This is a genomic window from Bacillus sp. T-10(2022), assembly GCF_056502895.1.
In genome coordinates this window covers 2080205-2105609 of sequence record NZ_CP113518.1, presented here as the reverse complement: position 1 = coordinate 2105609, position 25405 = coordinate 2080205, and the positions used below count along the sequence as shown (strand labels likewise).

Here is a 25405-nt window from a genome sequence, read left to right as displayed (position 1 = left end):
TCATGATGTGCCTATTTCGTTTCTAGAAGTACAATTTTAATAATTTTATGAGAAAATCCTCTATTGGATTGTTTGTACCTTTTAAATTCTGTTCCAATACCAAGCCTTAACACACTGTTCTGATTGGCAGTTTACTAAATCAGGATTGGTTTGGCTTTCCTCCGCTTGTAATATCGTTTTTATAGATACATAAGAAATCCTCAATTTGCATTGGAGTAAGCCTATGCAATTCCTTTGGAAACTCATGCATGTACAAGAAGCTACGTCCTCTTACCGCTTTATGTCCTAACAAATTTCTTGCTCCGATATAGGCTCCCCGATGAATATATACCTTGTCAGGTGTAATTCCAAAACAAAATCCTATCCGGGTGGCGGTATCGTAAACAGTTATTTGTTTGATGCCCTTTACTGGCTTCAACAGATCGATTAGAACGCTTACCAGAAGACCACCAACTTCTAATGCATTCAGATCAAGGCGAGCATTATCAAATGAAAACGTACCGTGATGCTTTACAAAAAAGAAGAATTAAGGAAAGTATGTCTCGTAAAGGCAACTGTTATGACAACTCTGTGATGGAGAACTTCTTTGGCATTATGAAATCAGCGTTTCTATATCTCAAAGAGTTTAAGAGTGTGGAACATTTTTAACTAGAACTTGAAAAATATATTGAGTACTATAACAACAAACGTATTAAGGAAAAATATAAAGGCATGAGTCCCGTACAATACCGGAATCATGCCCAACAAGTTGCCTAATGAAATAACCGTGTCTAACTTTTTTGGGTCACTTCATATGACCGGCTTTTGCATGTTATACCACTTATTAATCTGATTTTGTGACGTTTTATTACAGCCCCATGATTTCTTTCTTTTTAGCATCAAACTCTTCCTGTGTTAAAACACCCATATCAACTAGTTCTTTTAGCTTTTTCAATGTTTCGATCTGCTTGTCGAAAGACATTGAAGAACTTGGATTTGAAGAAGGCTGCCCTTGAGGTCCAATATTCTGGGCCATATTCATTCCAAAAAGCATACCTCCGCCAGCCCCAAGTCCATTATCTTGAATACCCTGAGCAATTTTTTGCTGTGCAGCAATATTGGATGCTCTCTGTGAAACATCTTCATAAGCTCTCATATTCATCTTGTTAGAAGAGAACTGGTTAACAAGTTCTCTAGATTCTGGTGAAAATTCTATATTTTCAACTGCAACCTTAACAAGTTCAAAACCGAATCGGTCTTTCCATGTGCCAGCATTATATAAATCTTCAGATATTCTCTTTGAAATTTCAACCGCCTGTGAAGGCAACTGTGAAATCCTATATGTAGTTGAAAGTGAATTCAATGCAACGATAAATGATTGTACAAATTCTGAAAGAACTTGGGCTCTCACTTTTGAATCATCAAATGAATAGCTAATTACGTTAGCTGGCACAAAGTTTTTTATAAACTTCTCAGGATCAACAATTTTAATAGAGAAGCCACCATATGCATAAATTTCGAGGTCGCAACCATAATACAAATCATTATAGACCTGAGGGCCACGTGTTCCAAATTTAATATCACGAATTTCACGTAAATTGACAAATGCTATTCTCTTTTCCGAAGAAGAGATACCACCGTAACCGATTCTGTCTTTAACCTGTTTAAAGATTGATGCTACTATATCCTCTCCATTAAATACGCTTTCCTCACCATCTTGATATTCATAGACGCCAGGAGTTGTGATTATATTTTCAATTCCGGCTTGGTCAAAAATGAAGGCTGCTGTATTTTCAGGAATAAATATTTTCGAGCCGTTTGATATAACATCCATTAAGCCATGTTTATTGACTCCACGCCCGTTGTTATTCATTTTAAGTATTCCTGGTGCTACAGCTGTATGTTCATCAAAATGTCCAGCAGTTATTAGTTCTTTCCACTGATCAGCAAATACTCCTCCTACCGAATCAGAAAGTGCTTTTATAATTCCCATAGTCATCAACCTCTCTCATCATAAAATTTGGTCTGTATCACAATATCTGCAGCGAATGCTTTGACCTTTGGTTCCAGTAAGAGGTGACATACAACCGATACATTTTTTTGTAGCCTTTACCGGTTCATCCGCAGCTTTGATTTTGGATTTAATTCCGAATGTTCCTTTAAAAACATCTATAGTATCTTTAAGCGTTTCTGTTACAATTTCTGCTCCAGGAATTGCAAATTGATTTGCTACTGAATTTCTCGAAGACTCTTTCCCAATTAATACCTTGCTAATTTCATTAACATATTTCACAATTTCTTTTTTCCCTGAGCTTTGAAATTTGAAAGCCACCTGGCCATTTTCAAAATATATCTGAAGATCAGGTATACCATTTGTACTTTTTCCCATAATAGCCTGTGCTTCGCCATTTATGATTTTCACCTGATTGAGTAGGTATTTCTGCACCCTTTTTGTATTTCCAAACATGCCCTTACTAACATGGATAATGTTCATGTTAGTAAGAATAAGTTCATCGGTATATGCGGCTATAAGCCCGCCGCCTTCACAAAGGACACCGGTACTCTGAATAAGAATTGATTCACTTGGCTCTAAATTGTAATTTACCATATTTATCCTCCTAAGCTCTTTTATTGACGTTCAGCCTTTCCTTTAATTCGTTAGGAAAGGCCCATATTCCGTCAATTATGGGGGCAGTTCTTTCATTGTGCATAAAGCACAAAACTAATGACATATATTTCGATCACCTACTTTATTATTATATAAACATCATAAACTTACTATTTTCATTTTTATTTAATTTAAGGCGACTGGCACGCAAATTATTCTGAATTGTATTGGTGTCTAGCACTGAAATTATGTAGTTTTCACCTATATCCGTAACTGCAGAAATTTCTCCAATGCTACCATAATCTCGTCTAATCTATGAGAGAAATTACGAAAAAATATAACTCTATTTCTATACCGAATGCTGTTCCAAGAGGCAGTGATGAAAAACCTGTTTTATAATTGTAATCAGTAAAGTATCCGTTATGTATCATTTTAAATTGTTCATTTATTTTTTTCCTTTATATCATTTCAAGACTCGCATTCTCTATTTCTTTTTCATCTAATGATCGGATAAACATTAAGTATGTAAATTCAATCACTATAAGAGGCTGTGTAATTCCGCCTGCCCAAATATCCGTCCAAATTTTTTTATTTTATGTTTAATTTCTCCTCTTATCATGTTAGTTCTCCTTATTATGATGTAAGAAATCTAGCTACATAGTTCTATTATACCAAAAAGGAAATAAGCATTTTCTATGTACAAATAATTTCCTCCAAGTATTATTTAAATAAGAAATGATTTCAGAGAAAGGGATATTCTCTCTTGTAGTAATCTTTGAAGTAATCTCTGTAATCTCTAGTATGGTCATATTGTCCCCTTCTAGAGGTGGACATTCTGTGCCTTTATTCGGCATCCCCTTCCATATATAACCACCCTGTCTACGACCGCATTGATTGTTCTAAACCGCCCGGCCTTATTTCACTATCCCACCTAAATTAAATTTAAATATCTAGTTTACGAAAAAGATGTTTTCCAACAATATGGCCCGATTGTTGAACAAAGATTATACAGCATTCTCCACACCTTGCATGAAAATAACGTTCCATGCCTATACTATTTAACACACCCTACCTCCATCTCAACATGGAGGTTTTTTAATGTCAGTTAAAAAAGTAAGTAAAGTATGGGCCTTTTGCGTTGATGCCGGTATTGATGAGCGAACTGGGAAACGAAAACAAATTTATCGAAGTGGCTTTAAGTCGAAGCGCGAAGCTTTAGAAGAAATGAATAAGCTAAAAAAAGAAATTATGACTGGTGAATACAGCGAGCCTTCGAAAACTGGAATAATGATGGTTTAAAATCTTTTGTAATTCTATTATCCGGTAATTCCATCAATATTGAATTAACCTTCTTACGCATATTAGTCCGATATTCGTCGTAGGAAATATCTAAACCATTAAATTCCAAAAGTTTATCAATAATTCCTTTCTCTCTTACCAAGCTATTATCACCGTAAGCCCTTGCAAATTCACTAATATGTAATTTTTGTTTTCCAAGTTGGATTTTTAAAAAAATCATTAAAATAGGAGTTATTTATCAAATCATTATCTATTTCAGATTGAAAAGGTAGAGTCATATTATTTTCGAGAAAAGACTCAATCCTAATTAAATACATCTTAAACATTTTTTCAAAATCATAACTTGGTGGTTTAGTTATTGCTGTACCCAACATTTCTTTCATAGAATGAAATCCTTCACCAACAAAACCTTTAAGGTCATCAATTTTTTCGGTTATTTGGTATAAAGAATCTGTTATAAATTTATCACTCTTATCCGACATTTCTTGTTCGGATTCTTTAATTATTTCGTCAAGTAAACTTTTATTCAATTTTCTAACATCAACTTTAGTATTTGAAGAACGAAGAAATATTTCAGATAACAATCGAGTTAATAATAAATAAGTATATTTATCTGTATATCCTTTTAAACTATCTACACACTCCTGTTTTATAATTCGGACAGCTTCTTCTCCTTCTACTTGTTCAAAATTCCACTTAATACTTTTCACAAAAGATTCTAGATAGTGGTCTTCGTTAATTCGATCAAATAATGGTTTAAATTCTTTGATTACAGTATCCTTTTCCTTTTTAAGTGAGTCTATTTCTTCGAGCAAATCAGGATCTAGCTCAGCAATCTTTTTTTCTATTTTCTGAATTTCTGTTTTCTTTTTTTTCTCTGTCATACCTTTCAAAATTTCTTGAACTCTAAATCTACATTTAATAATAAGGTCTTTACTCATATTTTCTTGATCTTTATACCAGTCTTTAAGTATTTCGTCATTTCTTTTTATATTTGTATTAGTTTCAAAATGAAATTGACCATTGTAATCTGGGTAGAGATTGTAAAGAATAAAGAAATTGTAGATGGTTTTTACAATCTCTTCGTCTTGGGTTCCTAAGTTGCTAGAGTAACATTTTACTTGTGTGAATTTTAAACTTTTAACATCAGAATTTACTTCTTTTATATCATCTTCTGTTTCACAAAAAATTTCATTTTCTGTATTATTTATTGCATCACATACCCATGTTTTTAAGGTTTTTAGATACTGATATAGGAATCCTCTATTAGTTGATATAGCATCAGTATTAAGCTTGTATTTTTTAAATAATAAAAGGACATTAATACTCATCACAACTTCTCCTTCAAACAGAAATTCACATAATCAATTTCGACAAATTATTCCAAATACCTTCAATTTTATTTTTTGTTAAATCTATAAATACCATAATAATAGTTGAAAACCTGATTAATCCTAAAAATAAAGAAGTTGAAATTTTATTCAAATCTGGTTCATTAATTTATATTACCCTATCAAAAATATTTTCTAAAATAATCCCCCACAATCTGTCCCAGTTGTTGAATAAAGGTCAGAGAGCACTCTTCAACTAACCTGCCCCGATAGCTGCATAAAGAAAAAGCTGTCTTAAAGACAGCTCCGATCTTCAGCTAACGCACCCTTTAGTTGAAGCAAGAATTTCAATAAATACTCCACCTCGTTGTTGTACATTATCAACTTAAAAATGTATCCAGTGCTAAACGGTGGGTCTAGCCATCTTACGGGCCCGTCATAAACGATCGTTACGGAACCTTCAGATATGTAAATGGACGTTTTTATTACGTTCTATTATTTATAATTTAAATATATAGAAACTAGGAATAAAATGATTTAATAAAGATATATCGTGCTTTTTTTCTTTTTAGTGGGAATTAGAAAAAATATCGTTGTGGTCAAAAATAACCTATGCTTGTTCAACTAATGCTCCCCGTTACTTTAATAAGAAAATCTTCTTCGTGACGCCCATTATTTAGCTTTATCGGCTAATTCATTAACGAACTGCTGCTATCCATCCTGATACTTGTGATGTTCGAGAGGAAACTGCTTTCCTAAGTTTATTTTCAATACTCCATACTTTTTAGGGTTCTTTATCAAGTATTCTTTAGAAATCTAAATGAGTTTTTTGTGTTCTTCCAACTTGGAATATATGTAGATGATGTGTTTTGTTATCCTTACCTTTTGGAAAATATCTTCTTCCAGCACCCCATTCTTACCTTCCATACCCTAATGCCTACATTTCACTGTTGTATAAATCAACGTTTTCAATACCTTTACAACAATTAAATATCTTTTATCGGCTTTGCGTGACCAATTGTTGTATAGAGGTACTTTCAATATGGAAAATATCCTAATTCATCTCTAAATACTTCTTTTAATATCTTCCCTTCTTGACTGTATAATTTTCCCCAGTCTTCAGTTCAGGCAAGTATTTTGGTTTTTCTCAAAAGAATCTCACCCGATTGTTGGAATAACATTTAATGAACATATTATAAATTTTCTTCTTTGTACTTTTTGGATAACTGAAAATAATAGTTTTCAGTCCATTCCCTATGCATCTCAAAACCAGAGTTAAAAATATCCATTATAGTATTATATAAATCTTGCGTTTCAAGATAAGATTGAACTTTAATATCCTTAATTTCTCCATTAGCTCTTTTCTATTCAGCCTTATAGTAGATTCTAAGAAAATCTTTTAATACATTAACCTGATCAATTAATTCACGGATTTTATTATCGTCATAATAACTATCTTTATGTTATCCTACCAAGAAGATTGGTAACTAAATATACAATAAAGTCATTATTTTTTGAGTCAGGACCAAAATATAAGATCAATAAAGTTCCATTTTTTTCAATTTCATTTTTCAACTTGAATAATTCTTCTTCGTCAATTGTTGTTGAATCGGATTTGATAAATTCAAATAGTGAGTAACAAGCAGAAATAAAGTCAACACTTTTCTTTCTCACTTCTTGGATCCATTCTATTCTAGCTGTAGACACCACGTTTCCTTTCAACGACTTTTTGGTATTATGTACTGAAATCCAAGCACTAATGATACTACCAAAAAAAGCGACAAATGCTGCAATGCTAGCCCATTGAAAATTTCCATTTACATCAAAAAATAAATTTGCAAAAACCATTTTTGATATCACTTCTTAACTAAATCTTAACAAATAAAGACTCAAGAAAAATAATACTTTTTCTTTCAATTACAAATCCTCTCCATAAAATTCTTTTATTACACAGCTTCAACAATCTACCGATTGTAAAAAAGGAACCATTCTTTTTCCACAATAGCACCCTTTAGTGAAATAACATACAAGGGTTTAAACATCGACAAGAACTAATAAGGAGAATCCTTTTATTATATAAAAAGCCCTCACCTTGAAAAAGTGAGGGTTATTGAGACACATTGGAAGAAGAATCAAAGGTTTGAATACACCAATTTTTTTCTTGGGCCTTTTCAGTGGCTACTACCCCTACCCCAGTTATTTTCTCAACAACTGTTTGGGGAATGCTGAAGGTCCGTCTATCAAAATCGGAGTTTAAAATGGCCGATACCATTTCTTATGAAAATACCCCTGCCTCATTTAGATCAATGGTATACCTATGTATATGCTTTCCAGTAATGCAACCGACCTCCGCCGCCAATGGGTCGTTCCAAATCCATTAATAAAAACATTTGAACTTTTCCATCCCTATAATAATTCAGCAATGATTAGTTCTTGTATTTTATTTTCATTATATTGGTCTCCCAAATATAACTCTATGATTCTCTTTGTTTGGTCAATTTCACTATGATAATATTTGCTACTATCCATTAATGCTTCTGCCGCACTTTTATATTTTCGTTCGGTGGATTCTTTTTGTTTTTTCATCAAGTCCACTAATTCTTTAATCAGGATGCCCAAAAACTTATCTTTTGTTTTCACCATTTAATATTCCCCTCCTATCGTTTATCCTCCTAAATAACATTGTAGACTCTATCTACATAACCTGTTTGTTCTTTTTGGTCTAATGGTTTAACTTCGATGATTTCCTTTTCTTCCTCATGTAATTGTTTAAGAAAGGTATTTATTTCCTCACTTTCAACCGTCATCCTTACTTGTACGAGACCTTGTGCATCTGGTTCCGTCTTACCTGTATCCGTTGACTGTGCTTGACAGGCCGACAGTAATCCGACTGCAAGAATGCTACACATAGCATCTTCTTCATAACGAATCCTAAACCTTATCTGCTACTCTTTATAGCAGCCCTTATTATTCCACGTGAATAGTGATCTGTAAGGAAGGTTAATCAAATCCTTATTAACATACGGTACACTTCTCTCACAATAGTTATAGGTCGTCTCCAATATTAATTATTACCTAAATAACTGATCCAGTCGATAAGTTAGTCTTCGTGCTTCAGGCCAACCCGCTTTCACAAAAACATCTAAAATCGACAAAAGAATTTGGTTATTATCACTATCTACAATGAAAATAGAACGAAACTCCGCTAAGTAGCGTTCAATGAGTTGGATAATTAAACTTATCCCTAATGATTCAAACTGATATCCACCCTTTTCACCTAACAGTACTATATTGCCTATTCGCTTAAAGGTTGCAGAAGGGTCTAGCTGCACAAAGAATTCTAAGGTTTTTAACAAATAATGCGTAATCGGAGGAATTCCAAATTCACTCAGCAAATCCAAAACAACGATTGCTTCTTCTATAAAGCGCTTACGAAACATTTCAGAAGAATCACTTATTTCCTGATTTTTTTTCTCATCATGTGCTCCAGACGCAAAATAGACTTGTTTACATGCACTATCAGCAATGCTTGTTATAGATCTTATTTGCATTTGCTCGAGTTCATTCCATTCGCCTTTTTCTTTGTAGGTAGACTGCAGTTTGTTAAATTCCTCTAATGAATTAACTACGATTTGTTCTAATAAGTTCCAAGATTTGTTCCGTATCGAGTTATAGTGTTCCTTAGATTCTTCAAAAGAACCTATCACTAATAATTTTCTTATAATTTTCGTTAGATGTAGGTTTTCGCTCAAATTAACCATTGGAGTTTTAATGACACTGTAAATTATATCACGTGATATTTTATCTTCATTATAAAGATAAACGTTAAGAAAAGTCGTCACACACGTATTACGCAAATCTTTTGCCTTTTCTTCACCTTCTACCCTATAATAAATGTTTGTTAACAAATCCATTACTTTCCCTTTATTATTATTTATTAAAGGATATAAAGATGATGCTACAAATTCTTTTAATATTGAATTGTTCAGTTCATTTTGAGAAACAAGTTCTATTATCTCCCACATAAAATCCTCATGATTTTCGTGTAACGATACTAACCTACTTACTATGTGGAAACGAACAGCTGGGACAGAGTCTGTAATTAGGTCCTTAATAGTGCTCTTTAGTTCTTTATCCAGATAGGTTTCGTATTTTGAAAAATCAATTACACCAATTGCAGCTTGGATCCTAGGAGCAGGCGTCCCCCAACTCACTATTTTTTCAAACTCTGCTTCTTCCCCAGGATTTAAAACGGGCTTGCTATGGTGTGAACATGTAATAATTACTTCTTTTACAAACTCTCCTATTTCACGGTTCGTTAACAATACCTTTTGTTTCGAAATAATCGAACATGCCTCCGCTAAGCTGTCCCACGCAAGTTCTTGTAACCGTAAATCCACGCCTTCTCGCTCCGCTATATCAAGTGAAGACTTCATTGAAAATAAAATTGGCATTGCCGCATCCACTTCTTTAACAGTAATTCCAGAACTTAAATTCCTCTCTATAAATTCCATAATACTTTTTCTCAAGCTCTGAATCTGCTTATTTTGTTCTTTATCTATATCTACACCTTTTCTCCTCAACGATTCATTTCCATCATAGGCACTCTCTTCCAATTCACCCATATACAGTAACGGATTATTAGGAGGTATTTTCCCCTGTTTTTTTTGATATTCTTCAATAAACTGCTTTACTAAGTCCGTTTCTATTAATCTTTGAGGAATGCAGCCTATTAATTCACCTATTATTCTTTGTAACATCTCCTCGTTAATCGATAGATTCAGGCTCGGGAAAGACAATATGGTATTCTCTACTTTCTCCCGCTCCTCCTTGGAGATTAGAGGGTAAATTGCTGTAATAAAGTCTCCTATCTCTTTAGAAGTATCAGAATTAACAAGTATAGGGCTCATCCATGCTAATTCACGAATTTCCATACCTAAAGTTTCGGGACAACTTATACCTGACATTATTAGGCGCCGCCAAATAACCGCTGATTTATTATGAGTTATTAATAAATTAATTAAACTTTGCCGAAGCTCTTTTTGACTTTCATTATTGCCAAGCTTAATCATTTTTTCTTGAAAAGAGTCCAGCATTTTCAAATGATCATCATCACGATAACTTCCAGTATCCCAGATATAGCTAAGGTCAGGACGATAGATTGCTTTTTGTCCACCACATTCGAAGGATAATTCATTTTCAGAAACACGGTTTGAATGCTTACTCAATACATAATTATCAATAACAACTATTAAAGTACGTACCGCATGATGAGGCACCTCCTCAAGAAAATCTTGATAGTCTTCTGACAGTTGCCATAAAGCATGTTCAAAATCTTGACGCCTATTTGATTGTAACGGGAGAATTTGACTTCTACCTAAAGACGTAGCTTCTTGACTACTTTCTTCGTGTAAAAATGCACTGCAATAAACATCCATTACAATAGAAGGTGAATGCTTATACAACATAGGAAGTTCTCTTGCGATACTTGGTAGTTCTAAATATCCTCTTTCTTTTATCCTTTCAGGGGCAAGTAATCTTCTTAGCAACCTTTCTGATTCATCTATGTCACTAGGAAATGTTCTACATACACAAGTTATCATTGAATTAATCATCCAATCGTGCTCTGTTTTTTCAAAAACTTCATCCAAGAGGCCCCTAGCCGCTATTCCAATTTTGTTTATTTGAATAGAACTAAAATCACATTTCATTTCACATAGAGTTATTAAGAGAAGGCGAACAGAATACAACACTTCTTTTGATAGAGTAATATAATGGCTCAATAGTTCAACTATTTCACTCCATAGTTCTAGAACTTCACTTCTCACACTGCCCATTTCTGCCATCGCAAATCCCCCAATTAGATGGCTTAAAGTCTTTATTGCTACTTCATGTGAATTCATATCTTGATTGATTATTCTCTGAAACAAAGCGTTGAAGTCATTAATGTCATGCCCCAATTCTACTGCTAAAGATGGTCCAATAAGTTTAGCAACGTCTGGGATCTCACCTTCTTCTATTAGTCGGAAAACTAAATTCCAAAAAGAAGCACGTGATTCTTCGATTATCCACAGATTAGTAAAATGATGCACAAGACTAGGCCGAATCACTAAAACTAGTTCTGGATTTTCTGATAGCAGATTTACAACTGTTTCCGAATCCTCTTGTAACATAAGTCGATAAACAGCAAAATCAAATATAATATGGTGTGAAAAAGCAATAGTTAAACCAGAGGGCCTTCCTGTGATTGACGATTGCCATTCAACTAATACATTTGTTCTTAATAAATCATGTAATGCATTACTAGTATTAGCATCTACGACTAAGTTGCGTGCTACCTTTAGAGTTCTAGTAGCTACCATTTCTTTTACTGTATTGGTTAGTAGGATTTCTCTTGCATCACGTTGACCATCCCTACGTATAACCCTGTAAGACCAATAACGATCAAGTAATTCTCTCTGTGTTCGTATTGGAACTAACTCAGCACCCTCGATACCCTCATCTAGTAATTCACCTATTATTCTTAAATTAAAAGGAAAACGGATTAACTTTTTCATTGTTTCATCCGTTTCCTTTAATAAAGTAGCGATTATAGGTGCTGACTTACAAATTTCCAAAATCTCTTCATGACTAAATGCTGAAATTTGAATGTGTCTTAGATTAACAAACTCAGGATCTTGATAATCCGTTACTATTTCTCCATGAAACAACCTTCGAAGTTCATTATCATGACGAAGGTCAAACTTCCGAACAGAAGCAACTATTCGCCATCTTCCTGAATTTCGATTTACACGTGAGATAAGTGCTCTTAAAACTTGTGCGGATCTCTCTGACCTCGCTGCATCTAATGCATCGATCACTATGTACCCAGGTTGTTCTCCTAACCAATTTTCAAGCACTTGGTTCAAATCAAGTGAAAGTCCTAAATCATTACGAAGAGCACCTATCCCTTCAGCGCTAATATGTCCCACATCTAGAAAAAGGACATCGCGCTGTTCCTCAATGAGATTTATCACTAGATCACGTAAGGCTCCTGATTTACCTGAACCAGGTTCACCAATTACTAATAATGATCCCTTTTCAGCCTCATCATGGATTAAGTTTACACATTCTCTTTCTATTTTTACTTCCTCATAATTAATCCATAGCCTCGAATAATCGGCGTTATTATCAGCCACCATTTTTGTATATTCCCTAAGCCTTTTAATATCATGTTGATATTTTCCTAGATCTCCTAGAAACGGTATTTTTATATTGTGTTCTATAAGTAATGTTTCAATATTTTTAAGGTCCACCATCCCAATTGTTGCTCCTGGCATTACATCGGTTAATACACCCACCACATAATCACCAATTATAATAGGTGATCCAGATGCACCTGTTGCACTAAAATTTGTATCAGTTAGGTTGGGAACATTACAAAATAGGTCGATATCATACTGACTACTTTTTATTGGAGTTCCCGCTACCGTTCCTTTGAAAAACTGGCCCGTCTCTTCTTTAGTAATCGGATAACCAAACGAAGTCCACTCTATGTCCGCATCAAAATTTACACTAGCCAATTTTAAATGACTAATTTCTACGGACTTAGAGAGTTCTAACAATGCTATATCCGGTATATTAGTATTTTCAATAGAATCAGGGTAAATGATCCTAGCATTAATAGCTTCATCATTGTTTATTATAGGAAAATCAATTTCAATTTCTTTTCCGAACCTCATAGCCTCATTTACGACATGAAAAGCTGTAATAGCTAAATTGGGGCTAATTAGAAATAAGGAACCATCCTTATGTCCACAATGTATTTTTCCAACTGCATTAGTAAGTTGCTCACTCAATTCAGAATCCTCCTAAATAACTATTATTGAGCTTTTATTTGTTTCACCTGTAATAACTGAATAATTAAATTCTCGCTCCCATTCTTCCTGAGAAAATTTTAAGGAAGCATCAGTTTGATAATTAAAGAATATATTTTTCTTAGTGCTCTTATTATCCCTTACAACTAAACGTGCCAAAGCCTCCAAATGAGGATGCCTATATTTCTTACCATTAGTTGAGATTAAGTATTTCTCCGAACAAATCAGATCTAATAATTCTTTGCTAGTATTAGCCTTACTTCCATGGTGCGATACTTTTATTGCATCAAAATAAATTGGAAATGTTTCATTGTTAAATATTCTTTCGAGCTCTTTTTTAACTATAGAAGGTTGGCTATCCGCAAGAAAAAGTATTTTTTTCCCCCCATAATCAAGACAAAAAGTTATTGAACTAGCATTGATTACTGATCTTTCCTCTCTAAAGGTTCCTTCCGCTAAAGGTACTAAGCCATTAGATGAAGAAACTTTTTCAGATAAATTCGGTACACCTAAGTCTGGATACAGATAAGAAACAAATTCTATTGCATCATCAAGAACTTGGTCTTCAACAAGAGGAACGTCCGGAAAAATCTTCTTTAATCCCGTCCTCCAATGTTCTCTTAATCTGTCTAATTGTAACGTAGTGGGTGTTAATACCGTTAATTTGATATCCTCACTTAATTCTATCGGGTTCTTATCGGATGTTACAGCATGTTCATCGAATAGCCCATTCCATGAGTACTGATATTTATACAAAAGGCTAGCAATGCGAGTACCATGCTCAATACTTACTTTGGTTTCCTCACGTTGATTTTTTTTCGTTGGAAGGGAGTTAGCTTTTCTCAAAACTTTACGCGCAAATTTATCAGATAGTTTTTGTGTCCCTTCACTGATAGCCAGGTGTCTATAACTGTTGTGCCATACCTCTTTTACTTCAATGATATTGGGGTTTGAATTATTCCCATTCTCTTCAAAAAAGAATTGGGCACCCTCTACATGGTCTGCATCCACATGTGTCAACACTACCAAGTCTAGCCTCTCACCATTCTCACTTAACTCAAGTAGCTTCGGCTTAATAAACTCTCTGTAAGTTTCCTCGTAACCAAAATCTATCAATATATTGCTTGTTCTTTCCCCTTTACATCTAACCAGAAATGAATCACCATTGTCAGCAGGAAACATTTCAATAATTATTTCACCCATAGAGTCTCCTTTCATTGAACAGAATCCTAATTTAGCTCTTTTATATTAGTAACCCCCTTTTTCAAGGCGGCTAACTCTTATGACTATCGACTGATTTTCACAATTTCCTTCAAATATGTAAGCATGTTCGGATTTGTTGCATATACATAACAACCATTTATTCCACGGGTGAGTAGTACGTAGTAAATACGTTTAATATAAGACTTTAGTTCTTCTTTGTTTAAGTCAGTTTCCTTTGATTGGAAGACCATTTCTATCTTTATATTTTTCAGGGTTGACCTTGATTTTTGCTTTACTTAAATCATAGTCTCCATTTACATCACCACCATAATCACAGTCAATTTCCTCTCCGGCAAGTACCTTATCTGGAGTTAAAGAACTATTTCTCTCTTTGTCCCACATGGCTACTAGATCTGGTCTTTTTCCTAATAATGAACGTTCAAAACACACCTCTGCAAGATGGGCATCCTGTTCCATTAGTTCTAGATGCTAATTTAGCCTTATAACTTGGGTGTCCTTTCTTGCATTTCCACCATACATGTTGTCTTCCTTTTGGAGGAACATCACTAGGCTTTACATTAGAGTTTAATTCATAGTCCCACTCATTGGCCAATCTGGACGAAAAAAAAAGAGCCTGTTTTGCAAGAACTCATATTATTCATGTCAAAAAGTAAATCTCAAATTTCTTCTCTGACGAGTACTTTTTAATCGTTCACTCTCTTTTATCCATAAACCGGAAATAGGACTACTGGATGCCTTTCGCAAGATTATTGATGATGCTTTCCTAGCACTGAATCAGCTATGACTAAAAACGTGGTCTTAATATATTTTTTAGTAGTTATAAAGATACACACATAACCATCATTTTCCATGATAAAATTATATCTAAGGAGGGGAATATATTATGTTTATTGAAAAATTGAATATAAAAAATTATAAAAAATTGAAGGATGTAAATGTTTGTTTATCTAAAAAGCAAAATTTATTTATCGGCCCTAATAATAGCGGAAAAACTTCAGCTATCGAAATTTTAGTAAAATTTTTAACAGATAAAAAATCTTTTAATATTTATGATGTAACAATAGGTAATTGGAGCCAACTTGACAATCTATTTACTTTGTATTATTCCAAAATTGATAAAGATGGGCAAGAATTAGAGTTAGCAGATTTATATAATAGAATTATGCAACTACTCCCTACTTTAAAAGTGACATTGAAGATAGATGAGACAGAATTATATCACGTTAAATCTTTAATTCCTTATTTAAATAAAGAATGTGAAAAAGTAGCTGTAACATATACTTATGAACCCACTGATTTCGAAAAATTAATACAGGACTATAAGAACTTCCAATATTCAGTGAATAAATGGAAAGAACATACTTTAGAAAGTCATGAAGTACAATCAGATGATTTAGACGAAATAGCAGAAGATCATTGGCCAAGTAATTTCAAATCTTTTTTAGCTACTGATAGTAGATTTAAAAAATATTTCACGATTAAATATTATATTTCTAATCCAGATATAGAGGGGGATGATATTTATGATGAATCTACTAGTTTAACTACAAACCCTTTAAAAAACATTGTTAAAGTTAATGTAATTGGCGCACAAAGAGGGTTAATAGATTCAAATGAAGAAGGCGATACTATTGATGGGACAAAAGTTAATTTAGATAATACAAGAAAATTATCTAAACTATTTTCTAATTATTATAGTGATTATTTAAATCCAATTAATCAATATTCAGAGAAAGATTTTACAATACTAAATGCTGTAACAAAATCTAAAAAAGTTTTTAAACAGCATTTAGAAGAAAGTATTAAACCTATCCAAAAAAAGATGGGAGATTTAGGTTACCCTGGTTTCGGTAGTCCTTCAATTACTGTTCGTCCACAAATAAATCTATCAGATTCTATTAAGGGAGAAGCAAGCCTATTGCTAAATACACATAAAGATGGGATTAATGACGAGCAGTATTTTTTACCAGAGCATAATAACGGTCTAGGGTATCAGAATTTAATTGCGATGTTTTTTAAATTAAATATTTTCAAACAAGAACGATTAGCTTTTGGGGGTGAAAATGAAAAAATTATAGAGCCATTACACCTTGTATTAATCGAAGAGCCAGAAGCACATTTACATGCTCAAGCCCAAAAAGTATTTATTGATAAAGCGTATCAATTAATTAAATTGTCTCAAGAAGAGACAGAAATAGATGCTCCGTTTGCTACTCAATTACTTATTAGCACACATTCAAGTCATATTACTTATAAGGCTAATATTGATGAATTGATTTACTTTAATAGGAGATTGCAAGATGATGTTTTTTCTTCTGAAGTAATCAGTTTGAGAGATGTTAATTTAGATCCAATAGCTACTTTTAATGATGAGGGTGAGCAGCTAAAAGGTTTGTCTAATAAAAGATTTGTACAAAAGTATTTACAATTATATGAACATGATTTATTTTTTGCTGATGCGATTATTTTAATAGAGGGGGTTTCAGAAAGAATATTATTACCAGAATTAATTAGAAATCATGTTAGTAGTCTTACTAGTCGTTATATAACAATTTTAGAAGTTGGTGGTGCTTATGCTAATAGGTTTTTACCTTTTTTAAAGTTAATAAATCGACCTACCTTAATCATTACAGATATAGATTCTGTGAAAATGGATGGTACAAAGACACATATAAATATTGATGAAGAATTAAAATCGTCTAACGCTACTATTAATAATTGGTTTATGAAGTCTCGGAAAGAACGGAAGTTACATGAAAAATATAGTAGTAAAAGAGTTTCCGAATCTATTTTAGATGATAAGTTAATTAATCAACTTATTAGTAAGCGCCAAGAAGATAAAATAAATAACCCTATCCGCTTAGCATACCAATATGAAAAATATAGTGAAAATGTTTATGCAAGAACGTTCGAAGATGCGATAGCACTTGAAAACTTTGAAATGTTTAGAGATTTAGATGTAGAGAGTAATCTATTCAGTGAGCTTATTTTAAATCTAAATACGCTATTTAATGGATTAGGAGATATAAGTAACTTTAATATTCAACATGCCGAACAATTATTTAAATTTGTTAATTCAAAAAATGTAAAATCTGAATTTGCTCTGGATTTATTGTTTATTGATGAATTCGACGAAGATAATTTTTTGAAATGCCCTAAGTATATTTTAGACGGATTAGTATGGTTAGATGAGCAGCTAACATCAGAAGGAAAAACTAGCAAAGCTGAGGAGGAGGAAGAAGTATATGAAACCGTATAATAAAGCAGATGATCATATTGATGGTTTGCTTGAATCATATGCATCACTAACTAACCCAAAAAGCTTTTTTTTAAATGCTGGCGCAGGAGCAGGTAAAACACGTTCGTTAGTAACTTTACTAGTGAATGCCACTAAGAATAGCGGAGATTATTTAAAGAAAACTAATAAAAAAATTGCCGTTATAACATACACAAAAGTTGCTAGTGAAGAAATAATTTCTCGAACTCCTGAAAATACATTGTTTGATATTTCAACAATTCATAGTTATGTATGGAATTTAATAAAAGGGTATAACCGTAATATTAAAGAAGCCTTACTCCTTTTTTGTGATATAGAGATAGAGACTTATAATGCGAAGGCAAAATTAACAAGACCTCAAAAAGCGAAATTGGATTCTCTTTATTTAAAAAGAAGTGAAATTGAAGGGAAACAGATTTTTAGTTATTCCCCAGAAAGTTCGTTAAATGAAAAAGGATCTTTAACTCACTCAGAAGTGTTGAAAATATTCAGTTATCTATTAGATGCAAATGAATTGTTTAGGAAGCTTGTTTGCCATAAGTATCCGATTATTTTAATTGATGAGTGTCAGGATACAAATAAAGAAGTATTGGACGCTTTTTTGAAATTGAACAGAGAAAATAAAATTTGTTTAGGTCTCTTTGGAGACATAATGCAAAGGGTTTATTTTGATGGAAAAGTCGATTTGATTCAGTCATTAGTTGGATTAGAAATGCCAGAAAAAAAAGTGAACTGGAGAAGTTATGGAAATATAGTAAATTTCACAAACAATCTCAGAAAAAATATTGATAATTTGGAACAAGAAGTTTGTAATGAAGATAGAGTAAATAAAGGGTTACTTCGAATATGCCTTGTTAATCATGAATTACCAAGAAACAAGGTTGAAGAGGATATACTGGTAAATATCAGGACACAAGTTTTAAATAATAGTATCGACAGTGAGTATAATCCATATAAATTGGTATTAGAACATAGATTAGCAGCAGAAAGGAATAACTTTTTAAAGTTATTTGATGCATTTAAATCTAGTAAAGATACAGATAGAGCAATAGATGGAAAATCTAAAGAGCACACATTTTTTAAACAAATAGTTATTCCAGTGTATCTAGCTTGGAAAGCAAACGATGATTTTAATTTACATCGATTGTTAAAAATCCACAGTCATAGATTTGAAGAATTAGATCAAAAAAATATCGATGCTTATAGAATATTGAGAGATATAGGAATTGATTTTCAAAAGCTTTTAGAAACATTTAATGATGACATAACTGTAGGGAATGTATGTGAAGCAGTACTTAAATCTAAATTATTTGAAGTTCCAGCAAAGCTAAAAGACAATTTTCAAGAAGAAACTGGTTGGAAATTTGCTTTCGAAGTCGATTTTGCAGAGTTAGTAAGTTTTTATAAATATATTGATGGAATTTCGGATATCATTACACAACAAGGTTCAAAAGGATTGGAATACAATCATGTTCAAGTAATAATCGATGATTACAGTGCAAAAGGTCGTTTATTTAGCTATGAAAAATTATTTGGTGTAAAAGAGAAATCAGCAACAGATATAGATAATGAAGCTCATGGTAAGGAGACAGCTTTACATAAAACAAACAGATTATTTTATGTAGCATGCAGTCGAGCAATTAAATCCTTAGTGTTAATTATATATACTGCCAATCAGCAAAAAGTAAAAGAGTTTTTTATAGATAATGAATTTGTAAATGAAGAAGAAATTTTGCTTCTATAAGCCCTGTGAATAAATCTAATATTTCAGTATTTTCGTAGATAGAGATGAAATAGGAAACGGCCCATTATATTTGAAAGGTCATTTCGGCAGATTTCTTAGTCTACCAAAACGTTCGTAAAAGTATGTGCGAAATTATTAGCTGGTTTAGTTGCATAACAAAGTTGCTTCAACAACCTATATAAATAGAGTAAAACACCCGTTAGCGAATTAATCCCACTTCCTTCTGGGAGGATAAAGGCGGAGAAAGTACTGAGTTGGTATGTTCACTTCCTCAACTTTGTTTATAATTTGATTCTCCAAATTAAATAAAAGTCATTTGGCCAATCCCAAATGACTTTTTCCTTCTTCATTTATAATCCAAGATAGTGGTTTTTTATATAATCTGTCCATAATAGGCTTAATTCTAAAAGATGTTCTGGACTCATTTGAGGAAAAATTTGTTTAAGTTCTTCATTAATAATACCTGTAATTGATATAAAACCACCTTTTACATTTTCTTCTCCCTCTACAAGTAGAAACAATATGTGATTTTTACCTACGTACTGATTAGTAAATAATCCTTCGGAGGGTTTCATGATTATAGTACGGTAAATCTGTGATTCACTCCATACCTCATAAAATGCTGAGGTCCGTGAACCAGAGAAATGGTTTATTCCTATATCAGACTCGGAATTCATTTTAAAACCTGGTCCCTGCATAAATTTACTGCGTAGGACTTTTTGTATTTCTTTCTCTTTATCTTTACTCATAAATATAAAGCCTCACTTTCCTGAATCTGTGATAAAAAGTCACTTATATACGACTTCAGCTTGTCATATCCAAAAGGTTTTTCTTCTCCTGGACTTTTACCGTTACTCGGAAGAATCTGCAAGAAAGTTATTGGATGTAACTTATGTTCTAAAACAGGATTTACTCCTTCTTGTTGTGGATATAATACAATTACATTGTTTATTGGTGTAATAGTTTCCTTTTTATAGGAATTAAAAAAGTCAAGTTTTAGAAAATCTCTTAATTGATAAATTACATCAGTATCTATATTACTGTTGATTAAATACCTATGATTTCTACATTTTGCTTCGATTACCAATCCCGCTCTATTACTATATATCTCACCAGACTTTTTAAAAATAGTGATTCTTATGTCAGGTCTTCTGTCAAAATCATTAAAATATCGGCTGTATGTATCTATTAGTTTAGTTTGTTCAATGTCAGTATCATATGCAATCTCAATGTAATGGTCGGAGGTCTCCTTTTCAAAGCGTAAAACGGTATTCGATGTTAATTCACCTATGTGAGCTTGTGGTAACTCTTTATCAGCCAACCAACCATCGGTCCAGCTATAGCCATTGTCTCTAAATATATCAATTACCATTCCCAAGCAATAATATTCAAAGAGAAGCCATGTTTTTTTGTATGGGACACCCTTTTCTACTATAGAAGGTGTGCGATGTTCCACCTTTGATAACTTTCTATAAAAGTTTATTACTTGACTATATCGATGATCCTTAAGTAAACGTTTCGAATATCTTTTCTTTTTTAGATATGGTATTTCCCGCAACCATTCAAGTTCTTCAAAGCGAATAAAAGATGACATCATATATCTAATTTTAAGCTTCATTTCCAATCGCTTCTCTATAAAATTATTTAAATCCATAATCTTATTATTGACCGAAACAGCCCTAGTTTGGAAATTTCTCAATTGTTTATCAAATCCAAATGGCTTTGATGATGCGGTATCTATACCCTTTTGGATTTCAGAAAGCTCTGCCTCTTTCTCACCTTTTTGAATCACTATTTCATTAATATTATCAGTAATATGAGCATCTAGTTTTCTTAGAGTACTCAACATAAAATGTGAAATATGCTTCATCCATTGGTTTTCTATATTATTAAGGATCAACGTTGAATGTTTTTCATAAACATAGTTAGGAAGATATAAATTATGGTTCTTATAAATCCCTTTCCGAGACAGCCAACGTAAACTTCTAGAATCAATTCTACGACTGCCTTGACGCTCTTTATAAGCAGTTGTTAGATCAGTAATTGGATTCTTTGCTATTAAGTCAAGATTATTCCTAATATCATTATAATGTTCATTTAATAACTTATATACCAAAATATCATGTGGGTCTAATTCAATGGTATTTTGACTCATTCCCTTACGTTCTTTAACAAGATCATAAGATAAGCCCCTTAAAAGATTTTCTAAATATAGTCTTAGGTTTAATAAAGATTCTTCTGGGAAAAGCGGTGACTTTATTGTATAAAAAGCTTGATATAGCCCTTGAGGAGTCTCAATTTCTAAGGGGTATTGTCCTGGCACGAGCATGTCATCAGAATTTTCCCTCATAATAATTACTTCCTCCCCGGAAGGTACTTCAATGACTTGATCACTTTCGTATGATTCTATTCGCAATTTAGCAGGATACTCAGTTTCTAATTTCACCTTAATTTGCCGATATTCATTAACTACGACAGCAGTATCTATCATTTTATTAGAAGTTGTCAAAGGAACTGTAATAGAGTAAGGCTTAATTCCTTTATTAAAGGTAAATGTTACTTTAGGATGCATATCCATTAGTTAACAGCTCCCTAGCTTTTCTACGCAATTCTTGTATGGTGTATTTAAAATCACTAATAACCTTTGCCTCTTCACTATTGAATAATTTGTAAAGGATACTGTTATTAACAGCATCTTCAGTTGACCTACAGGTACCTATTAACTCTTCGAATATATCAATGGGCCCTCTAATTTTAGTTAGCAATCTTTGTTTGATAAATAAATCAATAGCTCTGTTTCTTTCTATTTCATATGTTCCTTCAGAAGTTTCGGGAATATTATTTAAGTAATGGCCCATTCTTATTAGGCTACGTATAGAGAATCCTTTTAAAGGATCAACATCACTTATAGCATTATCCAGCTTATCAAAAAACATTAAATCGGATTCAGTAAAAGCATCCCACGGATCATTCTTACTTCTCCAATCTAGGTATACTTCGCCGTATGCTAATTCTGCATTTACATCTGTTTCAGTATCAACCTTACTCATTAATTGTCTTCTAATATCTAAAAATGGCCGCTTATCTAATACCACTACGTTTGCCCTGTCCAGTAAACGGTCTGATACATCTTTTGTAGTCTCATCCGTATTCATTGTACCAACAAAGATAATGTTATCATGAATATTGATAGTACTTTTATAGTCTGATTTATTATGGCAAACAGACTTATCACTATAAAGTCTTAATTTTCTTTCATGCGGTTCTAATTCTAGTAATGAGATAAATGGAGCAAACCAGTGCTCGATTTGGCTTAAGTTCATCTCATCCATTATTAACAAATGAACTTGTTTTTCGTTTTCATCTGCATGCTTAAGAAAATCAACTAATCCGGTCTCAGAAGGAGTATATAGCCCAGTACTTGTGTTTAAATATCCTAGTACGTCCCCTGGTTCAGTATAGGCAGGACTAATTGGCATAATTAACATAGTCTGATTTTCCATGCTTAAACCTAATGCTTCTCCATATAGTGTTGTAAGTTTAGTTTTACCAATTCCACTTTGTCCAGAAAGTATAGTTAAAGCACTTGATTTTACACATGTATGAAAGTTAATTAAATCGTTCCTTGCATATAAAAGATTTTTAATTACAGCTTTTTTTTCAAGGACATTAATAAAATCAATTTCATCAATATTTAACGATTGTTCTTTTGATTCAGGTATATCTTCGTTTGTAGTATGCTGCTGAGTGATAACTTCAGGAACCTTTTTATCTTGATACCATTCTTTTTCCCATTCGGCCAAGCTAGTTCCTTCTTCATCCATTTTTTGCGAAATAATTTGGGTAAGGTAATCTTCATCAAAGAACTTAATGTGCTCTCTAGCAGAAACGATAAAATCTTGATAATCACTTTCATCAACATGAATTCTTTTAATAGCTTTCTGAGAAGTAAGTACACGTTCATTTGTAGAACCTGAATAGTTTTTCCATGATTGTAAACCTCCATAGAAATAATTATCACACATTAAAACTAGAGGGGCCGGCATAGCGTGATTTAACTGTTCAAGTTTAATGGGTTCACCATTCTTTATCGCTTGTTCAAAATCATGGTGAGACATATTTATGCTAGGAACAGGAAGGAATCTTGTGCCTGGTGTAAAATCTTCTTCCTCAACTATAATTTCGTCGATATTTTTATGTGCTCTTCCTGTACCATCAATTGTAAGTTGCGGTTTAAAAAGTACAACTTTCCCATTTAAATGATTTTTTATATAATCAACGTTTTGGTCAATATTTTGATTTTTATATTCCGGAGGAAGATTTTTCAGGCTGTGTCTATCAACACCTATATAATATTCACTCATATTTAATGATTCCGCATTTAATCGTTCCATCTCCAATGGCTCAGGACTCAAAGGTTTTATATAGAAGATTACCCCATTTAATTTATCAGAATATGTAACAGGAGATGACATATCTTCTCCTAGTGGGGGAAAGGGGCCATCTTGTTTTGTTGCTAATACCCCTACGATGTAATTACTTTTTATTCCCTCTAAAACTTCATCTGTATAATTTCTCATATGTGCTATGCTCCCTTTATTGTTTTAACTTTAAGATAGCCGATATAGTCAATCATTTCCTTTGCACTACCCAGTTCAAATGTTTCCAGTATTTTAGTATGACTTCTAGCTTTACTTTTCAATAAGTTAAACTTTCTTGTAGGTAGTCCATTCATTTGTATATAAACCGTGTGAATATCTTTTGACTGGAATATCAATTCTAAATTGTCCTTCTCAGTAATATGAGCAGTTACCACATCTGAATGAAGTAAGGAAACAATTTTATTAGGAATTGTATAAATCACGGCAAAATTAGTTTGATTATTTTTAGGTGAGTGTAAATCATGTTGCAGTGTTTTGATTTGTTCTTCTAATTCTTTACGTTTCTTTACTTCCGATGATACGTTTTTTTCGTATTGATTTTTTAATTCTTCTTCCTTAATAGATATTTGGGAAGAAACTAAGGATACTTCATTTTGCAAGTCTATAATATTCTTTGAAAGTGTACTTATGACTTTATCTTTATCATCATTTAGTATGTTTAAACTTTTAATCTCTTTTTTAGATTTTTTTAATGCTTCTTTTGATTCCTTATAAGAGTTTTCTAGATCCGCTATATCTAAGCTAATTGCTTTATTTTCCCTACTATCAAATTGATCAATCAATTCTTGTTCTCTCTTTGATGCTTTCATTTCAAGCTTTTTCATGGAATCCATTAAAGCTTCAATGGTTAGTGCGTTTAATATATCTGCATCTTCCTCAGGATGAGAGAGAACAAATGCTGCATTCGCAACAGAAACAGAATGCTCTTGATACAATTCCTCTTGTTGTACATAAAACTCTAAGAATGAGAGTTTTTTTATCTTATTTTTACATTTTTTCACCAAATCATTAAAATCGTTTTCGATATTATGAGAAAGTGAATTAAAAATATTCATGTATTTATCAGAAGTACAGTAGGCTTTTATTTCTCTAATAAAACGCTTTAAATCCTGCTCATCTTCAAATTGATAACCTAATTCAAAAGGGTCTTTTCCTTCTTTTAAATTATTTGCCATCAATGGTATGAACTTTCGTGTTTCCTCTGGAAAGTAAAGGATTGATTGTGCTAACCGGACATGAGCCGGCTCCCTATTAGAATTTTCGTGTTGCATAATCATGAAATCTCTTGCTGTGCATTTGACTGGATTTTCCAGTTTAAAATGTCCTATGTAATGATAAAATGGGTCTGCACCGCCTTTTTTTCTATCTCTAATAATTCTTGGTGTCATCCCTTTAAATATATTTTTAATGTGTTGTTTCTTTCGATCTATTGGTACTTTTTTATTTCTAGTACCTGGTATCGTTTCTTTAAATATTTTAATAATTTTATCTAGGTCTTCTTCATCTTTTATTAACTCTACAAATAATTCAATTTCAGTCACTATCTTTCTCCCCCAATAATCTTACAACCATATACCTAGCCCTATTATCATATCATGTTATAATATTTTATTTACAAAAATGTTAAAAACTTAGTAATATATCT

At 32.6% G+C, this 25405-nt stretch carries 16 protein-coding genes and 2 pseudogenes; 4 read left to right on the top strand and 14 right to left on the bottom strand.

All coding sequences use genetic code 11. From position 1 onward, the window contains the following. Nucleotides 1-429: 429 nt before the first annotated feature. A pseudogene (locus OSJ91_RS10330) lies at nt 430-756 on the top strand (transposase); the annotation flags it as partial. Between the two features lie 91 nt (nt 757-847). Here the strand turns inward: OSJ91_RS10330 and OSJ91_RS10325 are convergent. Next, nucleotides 848-1978, bottom strand: a complete 1131-nt coding sequence (locus OSJ91_RS10325) for an SPFH domain-containing protein (protein WP_485891498.1) — start codon at nt 1976-1978, stop codon at nt 848-850. A 12-nt stretch (nt 1979-1990) separates the two neighbouring features. Continuing rightward, nucleotides 1991-2587: a hypothetical protein gene (locus tag OSJ91_RS10320; protein ID WP_485891497.1), complete on the bottom strand. Its 597-nt coding sequence runs from the start codon at nt 2585-2587 to the stop codon at nt 1991-1993. 1098 nt (nt 2588-3685) lie between these two features. Here OSJ91_RS10320 and OSJ91_RS10315 point away from each other — a divergent pair. Continuing rightward, nucleotides 3686-3886 carry an Arm DNA-binding domain-containing protein gene (locus tag OSJ91_RS10315; RefSeq protein WP_485891496.1) on the top strand — a complete coding sequence of 67 codons (201 nt, stop codon included), beginning with the start codon at nt 3686-3688 and terminating at the stop codon, nt 3884-3886. A gap of 173 nt (nt 3887-4059) precedes the next feature. Here OSJ91_RS10315 and OSJ91_RS10310 read toward each other — a convergent pair whose 3' ends face one another. The 8 genes and pseudogenes from OSJ91_RS10310 to OSJ91_RS10275 all read right to left on the bottom strand — a co-directional run bounded on the left by OSJ91_RS10310 (nt 4060) and on the right by OSJ91_RS10275 (nt 14889). Then, nucleotides 4060-5217, bottom strand: a complete 1158-nt coding sequence (locus OSJ91_RS10310; protein WP_485891495.1) for a dsDNA nuclease domain-containing protein — start codon at nt 5215-5217, stop codon at nt 4060-4062. 1458 nt (nt 5218-6675) lie between these two features. Then, nucleotides 6676-7065, bottom strand: coding sequence for a hypothetical protein (locus tag OSJ91_RS10305; RefSeq protein ID WP_485891494.1), 390 nt, complete (start codon nt 7063-7065; stop codon nt 6676-6678). Between the two features lie 558 nt (nt 7066-7623). Then, nucleotides 7624-7860 carry a hypothetical protein gene (locus tag OSJ91_RS10300; RefSeq protein WP_485891493.1) on the bottom strand — a complete coding sequence of 79 codons (237 nt, stop codon included), beginning with the start codon at nt 7858-7860 and terminating at the stop codon, nt 7624-7626. Nucleotides 7861-7889: 29 nt separating this feature from the next. Continuing rightward, nucleotides 7890-8126 carry a hypothetical protein gene (locus tag OSJ91_RS10295; RefSeq protein WP_485891492.1) on the bottom strand — a complete coding sequence of 79 codons (237 nt, stop codon included), beginning with the start codon at nt 8124-8126 and terminating at the stop codon, nt 7890-7892. 162 nt (nt 8127-8288) lie between these two features. After that, nucleotides 8289-13055, bottom strand: coding sequence for a trypsin-like peptidase domain-containing protein (locus OSJ91_RS10290; protein ID WP_485891491.1), 4767 nt, complete (start codon nt 13053-13055; stop codon nt 8289-8291). 12 nt (nt 13056-13067) lie between these two features. Continuing rightward, nucleotides 13068-14276: an MBL fold metallo-hydrolase gene (locus tag OSJ91_RS10285; RefSeq protein ID WP_485891490.1), complete on the bottom strand. Its 1209-nt coding sequence runs from the start codon at nt 14274-14276 to the stop codon at nt 13068-13070. Nucleotides 14277-14359: 83 nt separating this feature from the next. Continuing rightward, a pseudogene (locus OSJ91_RS10280) lies at nt 14360-14636 on the bottom strand (DNA/RNA helicase domain-containing protein); the annotation flags it as partial. A 79-nt stretch (nt 14637-14715) separates the two neighbouring features. After that, a complete protein-coding gene (locus OSJ91_RS10275; RefSeq protein WP_485891489.1) occupies nt 14716-14889 on the bottom strand; it encodes a zinc-ribbon domain-containing protein in 174 nt (57 codons plus the stop codon). Nucleotides 14890-15180: 291 nt separating this feature from the next. On the opposite strand from OSJ91_RS10275, the gene OSJ91_RS10270 reads away from it, so the two are divergent. Next, a complete protein-coding gene (locus OSJ91_RS10270; RefSeq protein ID WP_485891488.1) occupies nt 15181-17556 on the top strand; it encodes an AAA family ATPase in 2376 nt (791 codons plus the stop codon). Then, complete coding sequence (locus tag OSJ91_RS10265) at nt 17543-19318, top strand: UvrD-helicase domain-containing protein (RefSeq protein ID WP_485891487.1); 1776 nt, start codon at nt 17543-17545, stop codon at nt 19316-19318. Before OSJ91_RS10270 ends, OSJ91_RS10265 begins: the two co-directional genes overlap by 14 nt. 350 nt (nt 19319-19668) lie before the next feature. On the opposite strand, the gene OSJ91_RS10260 is transcribed toward OSJ91_RS10265, so the two are convergent. The 4 genes from OSJ91_RS10260 to OSJ91_RS10245 are packed head-to-tail and all read right to left on the bottom strand — an operon-like array spanning nt 19669 to nt 25301. Then, nucleotides 19669-20067, bottom strand: a complete 399-nt coding sequence (locus OSJ91_RS10260) for a hypothetical protein (RefSeq protein WP_485891486.1) — start codon at nt 20065-20067, stop codon at nt 19669-19671. Continuing rightward, on the bottom strand, nt 20064-21896 hold the full coding sequence (locus OSJ91_RS10255; RefSeq protein WP_485891485.1) for a DUF2357 domain-containing protein: 1833 nt from the start codon (nt 21894-21896) through the stop codon (nt 20064-20066). The genes OSJ91_RS10260 and OSJ91_RS10255 overlap by 4 nt, the downstream gene beginning before the upstream one ends. Continuing rightward, complete coding sequence (locus OSJ91_RS10250) at nt 21880-23898, bottom strand: AAA family ATPase (protein ID WP_485891484.1); 2019 nt, start codon at nt 23896-23898, stop codon at nt 21880-21882. The genes OSJ91_RS10255 and OSJ91_RS10250 overlap by 17 nt, the downstream gene beginning before the upstream one ends. A gap of 5 nt (nt 23899-23903) precedes the next feature. Then, entirely contained in the window at nt 23904-25301 is a 1398-nt protein-coding gene (locus OSJ91_RS10245; protein WP_485891483.1) for a hypothetical protein, read from the bottom strand. Nucleotides 25302-25405: the final 104 nt, after the last annotated feature.

Bases quoted from the DNA above. Each gene is read 5' to 3' on its own strand.
- OSJ91_RS10315 (WP_485891496.1), top strand. From the start codon at position 3,686: ATGTCAGTTAAAAAAGTAAGTAAAGTATGGGCCTTTTGCGTTGATGCC.
- OSJ91_RS10265 (WP_485891487.1), top strand. From the start codon at position 17,543: ATGAAACCGTATAATAAAGCAGATGATCATATTGATGGTTTGCTTGAA.
- OSJ91_RS10260 (WP_485891486.1), bottom strand. From the start codon at position 20,067: ATGAGTAAAGATAAAGAGAAAGAAATACAAAAAGTCCTACGCAGTAAA.
- OSJ91_RS10295 (WP_485891492.1), bottom strand. From the start codon at position 8,126: ATGTGTAGCATTCTTGCAGTCGGATTACTGTCGGCCTGTCAAGCACAG.
- OSJ91_RS10270 (WP_485891488.1), top strand. From the start codon at position 15,181: ATGTTTATTGAAAAATTGAATATAAAAAATTATAAAAAATTGAAGGAT.
- OSJ91_RS10255 (WP_485891485.1), bottom strand. From the start codon at position 21,896: ATGGATATGCATCCTAAAGTAACATTTACCTTTAATAAAGGAATTAAG.
- OSJ91_RS10285 (WP_485891490.1), bottom strand. From the start codon at position 14,276: ATGGGTGAAATAATTATTGAAATGTTTCCTGCTGACAATGGTGATTCA.
- OSJ91_RS10300 (WP_485891493.1), bottom strand. From the start codon at position 7,860: ATGGTGAAAACAAAAGATAAGTTTTTGGGCATCCTGATTAAAGAATTA.
- OSJ91_RS10325 (WP_485891498.1), bottom strand. From the start codon at position 1,978: ATGACTATGGGAATTATAAAAGCACTTTCTGATTCGGTAGGAGGAGTA.
- OSJ91_RS10305 (WP_485891494.1), bottom strand. From the start codon at position 7,065: ATGGTTTTTGCAAATTTATTTTTTGATGTAAATGGAAATTTTCAATGG.
- OSJ91_RS10320 (WP_485891497.1), bottom strand. From the start codon at position 2,587: ATGGTAAATTACAATTTAGAGCCAAGTGAATCAATTCTTATTCAGAGT.
- OSJ91_RS10310 (WP_485891495.1), bottom strand. From the start codon at position 5,217: ATGAGTATTAATGTCCTTTTATTATTTAAAAAATACAAGCTTAATACT.
- OSJ91_RS10250 (WP_485891484.1), bottom strand. From the start codon at position 23,898: ATGAGAAATTATACAGATGAAGTTTTAGAGGGAATAAAAAGTAATTAC.